This is a genomic window from Serratia liquefaciens ATCC 27592, from assembly GCF_000422085.1.
Lineage (GTDB): Bacteria > Pseudomonadota > Gammaproteobacteria > Enterobacterales > Enterobacteriaceae > Serratia > Serratia liquefaciens.
The window spans coordinates 2,222,195-2,233,268 of the sequence record NC_021741.1 but is presented as its reverse complement, the minus strand read 5'-3'; the positions used below and the strand labels follow the sequence as shown (position 1 = coordinate 2,233,268).

The window sequence follows — 11,074 nt, the reverse complement described above, 5'->3', positions numbered from 1 at the left end:
TATTCGAACTAAATCAGCGTAGCACGTCAGCGACGGTTTTCAAGATTTATGAGGTGATTTTTAGCGAAGAGTGAAATAAAGCCGATGCTTACTCGGCTATTTATATCGAGTCCGTTTAATTTTCGTTTAGGCCGCATTTTCAATACGCTAACGCACTAGGCGGTTTTGGTCATAATCCAGCGTTGATCGCCCACCGCCTGCAAATGAAAATCGACGTCATAAATTTGTGACAGCAGAACCGGCTCCATCACCTCCCGCGTGCTGCCCTGAGCAACTAAGCGCCCTGCATGCAGCAGCCAGACCCGATCGGCCTGCTGTAAGGTGTGGTTGAGATCGTGCGCGCAAACCAAGGCACTGCGCCCACTCTGGCAAAACTCTCTTAATAGTCGGTCCAATGCCACCTTCTGCGCCACGTCCAGGCTGTTGGTCGGTTCATCCAACAACAGCAGTTGGCTGTACGGGTTAACCGTCGGCCAGACCTGCAGCAGCACCGCGGCCAGACGTACTCGCTGCCATTCCCCGCCGGATAGCTGAGTCAGCATACGCGGCAGCTTGTCCATCAGCTTTAAACGCTGACACAGATAAAGAATGGCGCTTTCCAGCGCCTCTTCCGAAGCTCCCGCCGGTTGATGCAATGCCAGATACTGGAATACCGGCATCAACGCCACCGGGGGCTGCTGTTGGCTTAAATAACCACGACGCAGTGCCAGCTCATTGCCCTGAAAACTTTTCAGCGGATGACCGTCCAGCAGGATCTCCCCGATACCGGGCAAGATACCCGCCAGGCAGGCCAACAGCGTGCTTTTACCGGCGCCGTTCGGGCCAATAAGGTGAAACTGCAACCCAGCATCAACCTGTGCTGAAAACGGGGCCAAGCGCCCTTCTACCCCAACCTGCCTGAGTTGCAGCATGATGTATTACCGCTCCTTATTTAGTCGGCCAGCGCCTGTTTGACGGCGGCCAGCAATGCAGGATCTTCCGGCGTCGTATCCGGGGAAAAGCGCTCGATGACCTTGCCATCGCGGCCAATCAGGAATTTCTCGAAGTTCCACAGGATATCGCCAGTTTGCTTTGGTGCCCGCCCCTTGCTGCTCATACGCGCAAGGAACTCACTGCCCTGCGGCGCAACGGCGTGCGGTTTGGCGGCGGTCAACGCCTGATACAATGGATGGCGGTTTTCGCCGTTCACTTCCAGTTTGGCAAACATAGGGAACTGAACGCCAAAGGTACCCCGGCAAAACGCCAGGATCTCTTCGTTGCTGCCTGGCTCCTGCCCCAGAAATTCGTTGGAGGGGAATCCCAGCACCTCAAAACCTTGATCCCGGTAGGTTTCGTACAGGGCTTCCAGCCCTTCATATTGCTTGGTCAGGCCGCATTCCGACGCCACATTCACCACCAGCAACACGCGGCCTTTATATTGTGCCAGCGTGGTAGATTGATTCTCGATGGTGTTCAGCGGAATGTCATAAATAGCTTGAGTCATGGAGCTTATCCTCTTGTTTTACTTGCAGGTGAACAGAGAAACTACCTTACGCTTTTTACCCGAGTGAGCAACCAGATAAACAGAGGTGCCCCCAGGGTGGCTGTCACCACCCCGATGGGCAATTCAGCCGACAGCAGCGTAATACGCGCCACCACGTCGGCCGCCAGCAAGACGCCGGCACCGGCCAGTGCGCAACCCGGCAGTAAATAACGCTGATTGGTCAAACCGCTAAGGCGCAGCATATGCGGTATCACCAGCCCGACAAATCCGATCACCCCCGCCAACGCCACACTAACGCCTACCAGCCAGCCGATTGCCAGCACCAGCAGATTACGCCACAAATGCAGTGAAAGCCCGAGCTGGCGGGCCTGTACCTCACCCAGCGCCATGAAGTTCAGCGCCTTGCCCTGGCAACACAGCCACAGCACCACCGGCACCAGGGCCAGCACCAGCCATTTTTGGCGCCAGTCTACGCCGCCAAAGCCGCCCATCATCCAGTACATTAGCTGGCGCAGATCCAGGCTGGAACTGAAGTACACTGCCCAGGTCATCACTGCGCTGCACACAATGCCCAAGGCAACGCCGACCAACAATAATCGCGCGTTGGTCAGACGCTTGCGACGAGCAAAGCTCAGCAGCATAAAGGTCATGATTAACGCACCCGCAATGGCGCTCAGACTCATCAACGCTACCGGCAGCAGGCCGTTGCCCAGTAATACCATTAGCACCAGTGCAACCCCGGCACCATTAGCCACTCCCAATAAGCCAGGCTCAGCCAACGGATTCTCAAACAAGGCCTGCATTACCGCACCGGCAATGGCCAGGCTGGCTCCGACCAACATCACCGCTAGCGCACGCGGCAGGCGTAATTGCCAGACAAACAGCTGTGCCGCATCACTTGACCACTGTGAGGGCCAAAGCCAGACATCACCCGCGCTGAGGCTAAAAACAAAAGCCACGGCAACGCCCAGCGCCAACAGCCATAAATGGCGTTTATCGCGATGACGCTGTTTGTGCAGTAATAAAGTAAAGGTCTGGCTGGTTGGCATAGGTGTGGCGATTCCCTGCGGGCCGCGAGCGGCGGTCGAATAATTGACGTCTGGGTCAAATATTAGGGGGTTAGCGCCAGAAGGGAAAGCCTTGCTTAAGGATTATGGCAGGAAAACAACGGCTGATGCTGCCCCCTCCACTGAGGGGCAACACCAGACGTCGTACACTCAATTAGCGTCGCGGATCATTTCCGTTTTGTGGGTAGGGTTTACCGTGGTCATTGTCGTTGCCGCGGCCCTTACCGTGGTCATTATCATGACGGTTGCCATCGTTACGGTTATCGCGTTCACCGTGGAACGGATTGCCGCCCCGCTCTGGACTCCGGTGATCGTTGCCGCGCGGCGGTGAGGGTTGCCAGCGACCACCGTCCCAGTACAGACCACGGCTGTTACGCTCACCCACGCCGCGTCCCTGATGGGCATGCCACCACTGTGGCGGACGCCAGTCATAGCCGTCCCAGTAGTAACCTCGCCGATCCTGATCCCCCAGATGGACCGAGACGCCCGGCACGTTGATATCAATGGAGACATCTGCCTGGGCCACGAGCGGCAGCAGCAGCGGTAAACACACCAGCAACAGGATCTTTTTCATTTTGGCACTCTCACTTTATTTTTTGCTGAGCTGGTTATATCAGCGCGTTTATTTTACGCCTATCGCCTCAATGCCTATTTTCAGATCGTTTTCACCTCGCTTACATAATCCATACACTCTCATTTTTCAGATTAAATAAAACAGCTGCTAACAACGTTTAACGAATAGCTGACATACCGGATGCCATGCCGCTATTTATAATGACGCTGACACTTATCAAAGAGATATTATTATGATTAAACGCATTGGAATGTTGTTCACGGTCGCCGTGCTGACCACCGCGCTCAGCGCCTGCTGCTTCGGCCCCCACGGTGGCGGTCATCGTGGCGGTGGTGGCCCGGGCCACTATTACAACCATTATTAAAAACCAGGAGCCGAGGCTCCTGGTTTTATTTTAGGTAAAGCAAGGAAATTAATATCCATAAGAAAAATCCGCAAAAAATTTATATCTTAATATTAAACACCAACCTACTTTATTTAATCGCATAGGTTCTTACGGCCATAATTTAGGAATAACCCGAATTTTTCTTCAAAAAAAGAAAAAGGCCGCAAAAGCGGCCTTTTTTGGTTTCACGCAACTTACTCTTTCGGGCTTGCGTTCTCTACCCGACTTTTCAGTTTTTGCCCTGGACGGAAAGTGACCACGCGGCGCGCCGTAATCGGAATGTCCTCGCCGGTCTTCGGGTTACGCCCCGGACGTTGGTTCTTGTCACGCAAATCAAAATTGCCAAAACCTGACAGTTTCACCTGCTCACCGTTCTCAAGAGCACGACGTACCTCTTCGAAAAACAGTTCTACCAGGTCTTTGGCATCCCGTTTGCTAAGCCCAAGCTTTTCAAACAGGTGTTCTGACATTTCAGCTTTAGTAAGCGCCATAGGTTCAATCCCTCAAGGATGCTTGGAATCGCTGTTTTAGAGCCTCTACACATTTTGCAACGGTAACGGCTATCTCCTCTTCTTCCAGTGTACGAGCGGTATCCTGCAATACCAGACTGATAGCCAGGCTCTTATAACCCTCTGCCACGCCCTTGCCACGGTACACATCAAACAAGTTTACGCCAACTACCTGATTTGCGCCAACTTTCTTACACTCTGCCAAAATATCTTCTGCGGGGACGTTTTCAGCCACCACAACGGCGATATCTCGACGGTTTGCCGGGAAGCGAGAAATCTCCCGCGCCTGAGGCACGGCGCGGCTTGCGACCTTGTTCCACTCCAGTTCAAACACCACGGTACGGCCGTTAAGATCCAGTTTACGTTCAAGTTCCGGATGAACCACACCGATGAAACCGACACGTTCGCCCTGGAAATAAATAGCGGCGCTTTGCCCTGGATGCAGGGCTGGATTGGTCTCTGCCTTGAACTGAATTTCGGATAATTTACCGGTCAGCTCCAGGACAGACTCCAGATCCCCTTTCAAATCATAGAAGTCGACCGGCTTACGCGCCAGATCCCAATGTTCTTCGTGCGTATGACCGGCAATCACCCCTGCCAGCATGACATCCTGACGGATACCCAGATTTGCCGCAGTATCAGGCACAAAGCGCAGGCCGCTTTCAAACAGGCGCAGACGAGTCTGCTGACGATTCTGGTTATATACCACCGCAGACAGCAAGCCGGTCCACAGCGACAGGCGCATAGCGGACATCTCTACCGAGATTGGGCTTGGCAGGATCAGCATTTCTTCGCCCGGGTGCAGTAAGGCCTGAACCTTAGGATCGACGAAGCTGTAAGTGATCGCTTCCTGGAAGCCGTGATCGACCAGCATGGTTTTCACACGCTTGAGCGTCAGATCCGCTTCGCGATGCTTGGTCATGATCAGGTCAGCACGTACCGGCACGTCAGGAATATTGTTGTAGCCGTAAACCCGTGCGACTTCTTCTACCAGGTCCTCTTCGATTTCCATATCGAAACGCCAGCTCGGCGCGACCGCCAGCCAGTTGTCGCCTTGCTCGGTCACCTGGCAACCTAAACGACGCAGAATATCGCTCACCTGCTCGCTCGGTACCACGTGGCCGATCAGACGGTCCAGCTTTTCGCGACGCAGGGTGATGGTGGCACGCTTCGGCAATTCGGCTTCAGCTGTCACATCGATGACCGGGCCAGCCTGGCCGCCACAGATATCAATTAGCAGGCGGGTCGCACGTTCCATCGCTTTGTACTGCAATGCAGGATCAACGCCACGCTCGTAGCGATGTGAAGCGTCAGTGTGCAAACCATTACGGCGCGCGCGACCGGTAATGGACAGCGGGCTGAAGAACGCGCATTCCAGCAGCACGTCCTGAGTAGTTTCATTCACGCCGGAGTGTTCACCACCGAAGATGCCGCCCATGGCCAGCGCTTTCTGGTGATCGGCGATCACTAAGGTATCAGCATTCAGTTTGGCTTCGTTGCCGTCCAGCAGCGTCAGGGTTTCGCCTTCGCTCGCCATACGCACCACGATACCGCCTTCAATACGGCTCAGATCGAAAGCGTGCATTGGCTGACCCAGTTCCAACAGTACGTAGTTGGTCACGTCAACCACTGCGTCAATAGAGCGGATGCCGCAACGACGCAGCTTCTCGCGCATCCACAGTGGGCTTGCCGCTTTGACATTGATGCCTTTTACTACGCGGCCCAGGTAACGCGGGCACGCCTGCGGCGCGTCAACGCGAATTGGCAGCGTATCCGCAATAGTGGCGGCTACCGGGCTCATATCCGGCTCGGTCAGCACGACCTGGTTCAGCACCCCAACGTCACGCGCTACACCGATAATGCCCAGGCAGTCGGCACGGTTTGGCGTTACGCTGATTTCGATGGTGTTGTCGTCAAGCGAGAGGTATTCACGGATATCGGTGCCAATCGGCGCGTCTTCCGGCAGCTCAATGATACCGTCGTGATCGTCGGTAATGCCCAGCTCGGAGAACGAACACAGCATGCCTTCGGAAGGCTCGCCGCGCAGTTTGGCGGCTTTGATCTTGAAGTCACCCGGCAGTACTGCACCTACGGTGGCAACCGCCACCTTCAGGCCGGTACGGCAATTTGGTGCGCCACAGACGATGTCCAGCAGGCGATCGCCACCCACGTTGACCTTGGTCACACGCAATTTGTCTGCGTTAGGGTGCTGACCGCACTCAACCACATGGCCTACTACCACGCCGTTAAAGACGCCGGCAACCGGCTCCACGCCGTCTACTTCCAGACCGGCCATGGTAATTTGATCGGATAATGCTTCGCTGCTGATGGCCGGGTTTACCCACTCGCGCAACCAGAGTTCACTGAATTTCATGTGATATTCCCGCCTTACTTAAACTGTTTGAGGAAACGCAGATCGTTTTCGAAGAACGCACGCAGGTCGGTGACGCCGTAACGCAGCATCGTCAGACGCTCCATACCCATACCGAAAGCGAAGCCGGAATAGATTTCCGGATCGATGCCCACATTGCGCAGAACGTTCGGGTGCACCATGCCGCAACCCAGAACTTCCAGCCACTTGCCGTTTTTACCCATCACATCCACCTCAGCGGAAGGTTCGGTAAACGGGAAGTAAGACGGACGGAAACGAACCTGCAAATCTTCTTCAAAGAAGTTGTTCAGGAAATCATGCAGTGTGCCCTTCAGATTGGTGAAGCTGATGTCTTTATCGACAATCAGCCCTTCCATCTGATGGAACATCGGGGTGTGCGTTTGGTCGTAGTCATTACGATAAACGCGGCCCGGCGCAATAATGCGGATTGGCGGCTGCTGGTTCTTCATGGTGCGGATTTGCACGCCGGAAGTCTGGGTGCGCAGCAAGCGCGTTGCGTCGAACCAGAAGGTATCGTGATCGGCACGCGCCGGGTGGTGACCCGGAATGTTCAACGCGTCGAAGTTATGATAGTCGTCTTCAATCTCAGGCCCGGTCTCAACGGAGAAACCCAGTTCGCCGAAGAAAGCTTCGATACGGTCGATGGTACGGGTGACCGGATGCAGCCCACCGTTTTCCATACGACGGCCCGGCAGGGAAACGTCGATGGTTTCTGCTGCCAGTCGCTCGTTCAGCGCAGCCGATTCCAGCGTATTTTTACGCGCGTTCAGCGCATCCTGCACTGCCTGTTTTGCCTGGTTGATTACCGCGCCTGCTGCCGGGCGATCTTCTGCCGGCACGTCACGCAGCGATTGCATCTGCAAGGTAAAATGGCCTTTCTTGCCTAAATATTCGACGCGCACCAAATCCAACGCGGCAACATCCTGGGCATCTTCTACGGCTGCCTTGGCATTGGCAACCAGCTCTGCGAGATGTGGCATTGCTTTCCTCTTCCTCTGGCCGATATGGCTCTAAGTAATTGTTATCTATTATTCGAACACGCCTTTAGCACATCTTCAAAGCATTTAACGCTTTAACCCGGCTCAGAAGACGGCCAAAAACAAAAAAGCCTCCACAGGGGAGGCTTAGGCGCTACTTTTCGTTTCTTTTCTTACGCGCAAAGCCTCCTGAGATCAGGCGCTAAAGTAAAAGAAGAAACGAAAAATAGCAGCGTGCATGATTACGTTACCTTGTCGATGATTGTCCACCAGTGATAAAGCGGCGGGCAAAAAAGTCAATATTGTCTCTGAAAGCTAAAGATTAAAAGAGGGAGCAAGCTCCCTCTTCAACTGACTTACGCCAGTGCTGCTTTCGCTTTCTCAACCAGTGCAGAGAATGCCACTTTGTCGAAGACTGCGATGTCAGCCAAGATCTTACGGTCAATTTCAATAGAAGCTTTTTTCAAGCCGTTAATGAATTTGCTGTAAGACATGTCGTTCTGACGTGCAGCTGCGTTGATACGTGCAATCCACAGCTGACGGAACTGACGCTTACGTTGACGACGGTCACGGTAAGCGTACTGACCTGCTTTGATTACTGCCTGGAAGGCAACACGATAAACGCGCGAACGGGCACCGTAGTAACCTTTCGCTTGTTTTAAAATTTTCTTGTGACGTGCGCGTGCAATTACACCACGTTTTACGCGAGCCATATGCTCTCTCCTAAAGTCTTATTCTAGATTCAAAAAAAATGGCTTAAGCGTACGGCAGGCACGCGGTAACCAGGACCAGATCGTTTTTAGACACCATGCCTTTCGGACGCAGGTGACGTTTACGCTTGGTTGCTTTTTTGGTCAGAATATGACGCAGGTTAGCATGTTTACGCTTAAAACCACCGCTGCCGGTTTTTTTGAAGCGTTTGGCTGCACCACGTACAGTTTTAATCTTTGGCATTTTAATTAAATCCACTTCGCATTGTTAAACAACGAATCAGTGAGGCGAATAAAACCCACACAACGCAAGCGCTGCGTGGGTTCGATTACTTGGAAGCCTTACTGTCTCTTCTTCGGTGCGAGCACCATGATCATCTGACGTCCTTCGATCCTCGTAGGGAAGGATTCGACAATGGCCAAATCAGAATCTTCACACAGGTCTTTACGGACGCGGTTAAGCACTTCCATACCGATCTGTTGGTGCGCCATCTCACGCCCACGGAAACGCAGGGTGATTTTGGCTTTATCGCCATCTTCCAGAAAGCGAATCAGGTTGCGTAGTTTGACCTGATAGTCGCCATCATCGGTACCAGGACGGAATTTGATTTCCTTGACCTGAATAACTTTTTGCTTCTTCTTCTGTTCTTTTGTCGACTTGCTCTTCTCGTAGAGGAATTTGCCGTAATCCATGATTCGGCAAACTGGCGGTTCGGCATTTGGGCTGATTTCTACTAAATCAACGCCCGCTTCCTCAGCTTTTTCAAGAGCTTCATTCAGACTGACAATACCAATCTGCTCGCCATCGACGCCGGTTAGGCGAACTTCTTGCGCGCGAATTTCTCTGTTAATGCGATTAGGACGCGCCGGTTGAACTCGTTTTCCGCCTTTAATACTTTATTCCTCCAGTTGATGAAGACTACGGCTGCGAATCTCTTTTTGCAGCTTGTCTACGACTTCGTTTACGTCCAGGCTTCCCAGGTCTTTGCCACGGCGGGTACGAACGGCAACTTTGCCTGATTCGACCTCTTTATCACCGCAGACCAACATGTAAGGAACCCGTCGTAAAGTATGTTCGCGAATTTTAAAGCCAATCTTCTCATTTCTCAAGTCCGCTTTAACGCGAATCCCTGCGTCCTGCAGTTTTTTGGTCAATTGCTGGACATAATCAGACTGGCTGTCGGTGATATTCATCACCACCACCTGCACCGGAGCAATCCAGGTTGGGTAGAACCCTGCGTACTCTTCGGTAAGAATACCGATGAAACGCTCCATGGAGCCCAAAATAGCGCGGTGAATCATTACCGGGACCACGCGATCGTTGTTTTCGCCAACATACGATGCGCCTAAACGGCCAGGTAAGAAGAAATCGAGCTGCACGGTACCACATTGCCATGCACGATCCAAACAATCATGCAGAGTAAATTCAATTTTTGGTCCGTAGAAGGCACCCTCACCCGGCTGATATTCAAACGGAATCCCGTTTTCAGTCAGCGCCGCAGCCAGATCCTCTTCCGCACGGGTCCACATATCGTCAGTCCCGATACGCTTTTCAGGGCGAGTAGAAAGTTTTACCGCAATCTTGTCGAAGCCAAAGGTACCGTAGACATCATAGACCATACGGATACATTCGTTCACCTCGGCACGCACCTGCTCTTCAGTACAGAAGATATGGGCGTCATCCTGGGTGAACCCGCGTACGCGCATCAGGCCATGCAGAGAACCCGAAGGCTCGTTACGATGGCAGCTGCCGAACTCACCCATACGCAGCGGCAAATCACGGTAGGATTTCAGGCCCTGGTTGAAGATCTGCACGTGACCCGGGCAGTTCATCGGCTTGATGCAATACTCGCGGTTTTCCGACGAGGTGGTGAACATGGCGTCTTTATAGTTTTCCCAGTGGCCGGTTTTTTCCCACAGCACACGGTCCATCATAAATGGCCCTTTCACTTCCTGGTACTGGTACTCTTTGAGCTTCATGCGCACAAAGGCTTCCAGCTCGCGGAAAATTGTCCAGCCATCGTTGTGCCAGAACACCATACCCGGCGCTTCTTCCTGCATATGGTACAGGTCGAGCTGCTTGCCGATCTTGCGGTGGTCACGCTTGGCGGCTTCTTCCAGACGCTGCAGATAGGCATTCAGCTGTTTCTTGTCTGCCCATGCGGTGCCGTAGATACGCTGCAGCATTTTATTTTTGCTGTCGCCACGCCAGTAGGCGCCAGACGTTTTCTGCAGTTTGAAGTGATGGCAGAAACGCATGTTCGGCACGTGCGGACCGCGGCACATGTCGACATATTCTTCGTGGTGATACAGGCCAGGACGGTCGTCATGGCTGATGTTCTCATCCAGAATCGCCACTTTGTAGTTTTCACCACGCGCGGCAAAGGTGTCACGGGCTTCTTGCCAGCTAACCTTCTTCTTGATGACGTCATAATCTTTGTCGGCCAACTCATGCATCCGCTTTTCCAGCAGATCCAGGTCTTCCTGCGTCAGGGTACGGTCGATATCAACGTCATAATAGAAACCGTTGTCGATCACTGGGCCGATAGCCATTTTGGTGTCTGGCCACAGCTGCTTGATGGCATGACCCAACAGGTGCGCACAGGAGTGGCGCATGATTTCCAGGCCTTCGGCATCCTTGATGGTGATGATAGCCAACTGCGCGTCTGATTCGATCAGATCGCCGGCATCAACCAGTTCACCGTTCACACGGCCGGCAATACAGGCTTTCGCCAGGCCAGGGCCGATATCGCGGGCAACATCCAAAGGGGAAACAGGGTGATCGAAATGACGCTGACTTCCGTCAGGAAGAGTAATAACAGGCATTAATAATTCCTTATCTACAGTGGTGACCCACACGACAGATCACATGAAGAAATACAATAACGTTTAACTACATGAGGTTATCGACGCTATCCAGCTTTACCCTGCCAGATATGTACACTCATATGTACACAATTTAAAATGTACTATGTTG

The 11,074-nt window shown here is 53.0% G+C and carries 13 protein-coding genes and 1 other annotated feature; of the genes, 1 reads left to right on the top strand and 12 read right to left on the bottom strand.

The annotated features are described in order from the left end of the window. Nucleotides 1-155: 155 nt before the first annotated feature. The 4 genes from btuD to M495_RS10480 all read right to left on the bottom strand — a co-directional run bounded on the left by btuD (nt 156) and on the right by M495_RS10480 (nt 3,124). Nucleotides 156-911 carry a vitamin B12 ABC transporter ATP-binding protein BtuD gene (gene btuD / locus M495_RS10495; protein WP_020826627.1) on the bottom strand — a complete coding sequence of 252 codons (756 nt, stop codon included), beginning with the start codon at nt 909-911 and terminating at the stop codon, nt 156-158. A 20-nt stretch (nt 912-931) separates the two neighbouring features. Continuing rightward, on the bottom strand, nt 932-1,483 hold the full coding sequence (locus M495_RS10490; RefSeq protein ID WP_020826626.1) for a glutathione peroxidase: 552 nt from the start codon (nt 1,481-1,483) through the stop codon (nt 932-934). Between the two features lie 41 nt (nt 1,484-1,524). Continuing rightward, entirely contained in the window at nt 1,525-2,532 is a 1,008-nt protein-coding gene (gene btuC / locus M495_RS10485; RefSeq protein ID WP_020826625.1) for a vitamin B12 ABC transporter permease BtuC, read from the bottom strand. Between the two features lie 172 nt (nt 2,533-2,704). Continuing rightward, complete coding sequence (locus M495_RS10480) at nt 2,705-3,124, bottom strand: DUF2502 domain-containing protein (protein ID WP_020826624.1); 420 nt, start codon at nt 3,122-3,124, stop codon at nt 2,705-2,707. 232 nt (nt 3,125-3,356) lie between these two features. On the opposite strand from M495_RS10480, the gene M495_RS26130 reads away from it, so the two are divergent. Next, entirely contained in the window at nt 3,357-3,488 is a 132-nt protein-coding gene (locus M495_RS26130; RefSeq protein WP_020826623.1) for a hypothetical protein, read from the top strand. A 215-nt stretch (nt 3,489-3,703) separates the two neighbouring features. Here M495_RS26130 and ihfA read toward each other — a convergent pair whose 3' ends face one another. The 8 genes from ihfA to thrS form a co-directional block, all read right to left on the bottom strand. Continuing rightward, nucleotides 3,704-4,000, bottom strand: a complete 297-nt coding sequence (gene ihfA / locus M495_RS10470; protein WP_004943604.1) for an integration host factor subunit alpha — start codon at nt 3,998-4,000, stop codon at nt 3,704-3,706. Nucleotides 4,001-4,004: 4 nt separating this feature from the next. Continuing rightward, entirely contained in the window at nt 4,005-6,392 is a 2,388-nt protein-coding gene (gene pheT, locus M495_RS10465; protein WP_020826622.1) for a phenylalanine--tRNA ligase subunit beta, read from the bottom strand. Between the two features lie 14 nt (nt 6,393-6,406). Then, nucleotides 6,407-7,390, bottom strand: a complete 984-nt coding sequence (gene pheS, locus M495_RS10460; protein WP_020826621.1) for a phenylalanine--tRNA ligase subunit alpha — start codon at nt 7,388-7,390, stop codon at nt 6,407-6,409. Between the two features lie 118 nt (nt 7,391-7,508). After that, nucleotides 7,509-7,631, bottom strand: a sequence feature (Phe leader region). Next, entirely contained in the window at nt 7,583-7,627 is a 45-nt protein-coding gene (pheM, locus tag M495_RS25930) for a pheST operon leader peptide PheM (protein ID WP_121626058.1), read from the bottom strand. (Overlaps the previous feature by 45 nt.) A 112-nt stretch (nt 7,632-7,743) precedes the next feature. Beyond that, nucleotides 7,744-8,100, bottom strand: coding sequence for a 50S ribosomal protein L20 (gene rplT, locus M495_RS10455; protein WP_020826620.1), 357 nt, complete (start codon nt 8,098-8,100; stop codon nt 7,744-7,746). A 43-nt stretch (nt 8,101-8,143) separates the two neighbouring features. Beyond that, nucleotides 8,144-8,341 (bottom strand): 50S ribosomal protein L35, encoded by a 198-nt coding sequence (rpmI, locus tag M495_RS10450; RefSeq protein ID WP_004931418.1) that lies wholly within the window; start codon nt 8,339-8,341, stop codon nt 8,144-8,146. A 98-nt stretch (nt 8,342-8,439) separates the two neighbouring features. Next, nucleotides 8,440-8,991, bottom strand: coding sequence for a translation initiation factor IF-3 (infC, locus tag M495_RS24950; protein ID WP_013812633.1), 552 nt, complete (start codon nt 8,989-8,991; stop codon nt 8,440-8,442). A gap of 3 nt (nt 8,992-8,994) precedes the next feature. Next, nucleotides 8,995-10,923 (bottom strand): threonine--tRNA ligase, encoded by a 1,929-nt coding sequence (thrS, locus tag M495_RS10440; RefSeq protein ID WP_041414516.1) that lies wholly within the window; start codon nt 10,921-10,923, stop codon nt 8,995-8,997. Between the last annotated feature and the right edge of the window lie 151 nt (nt 10,924-11,074).

Coding starts and splice junctions, on each gene's coding strand:
- thrS (WP_041414516.1), bottom strand. CDS start 10,923: ATGCCTGTTATTACTCTTCCTGACGGAAGTCAGCGTCATTTCGATCAC.
- btuD (WP_020826627.1), bottom strand. CDS start 911: ATGCTGCAACTCAGGCAGGTTGGGGTAGAAGGGCGCTTGGCCCCGTTT.
- M495_RS26130 (WP_020826623.1), top strand. CDS start 3,357: ATGATTAAACGCATTGGAATGTTGTTCACGGTCGCCGTGCTGACCACC.
- M495_RS10480 (WP_020826624.1), bottom strand. CDS start 3,124: ATGAAAAAGATCCTGTTGCTGGTGTGTTTACCGCTGCTGCTGCCGCTC.
- pheS (WP_020826621.1), bottom strand. CDS start 7,390: ATGCCACATCTCGCAGAGCTGGTTGCCAATGCCAAGGCAGCCGTAGAA.
- rpmI (WP_004931418.1), bottom strand. CDS start 8,341: ATGCCAAAGATTAAAACTGTACGTGGTGCAGCCAAACGCTTCAAAAAA.
- M495_RS10490 (WP_020826626.1), bottom strand. CDS start 1,483: ATGACTCAAGCTATTTATGACATTCCGCTGAACACCATCGAGAATCAA.
- btuC (WP_020826625.1), bottom strand. CDS start 2,532: ATGCCAACCAGCCAGACCTTTACTTTATTACTGCACAAACAGCGTCAT.
- ihfA (WP_004943604.1), bottom strand. CDS start 4,000: ATGGCGCTTACTAAAGCTGAAATGTCAGAACACCTGTTTGAAAAGCTT.
- rplT (WP_020826620.1), bottom strand. CDS start 8,100: ATGGCTCGCGTAAAACGTGGTGTAATTGCACGCGCACGTCACAAGAAA.
- pheT (WP_020826622.1), bottom strand. CDS start 6,392: ATGAAATTCAGTGAACTCTGGTTGCGCGAGTGGGTAAACCCGGCCATC.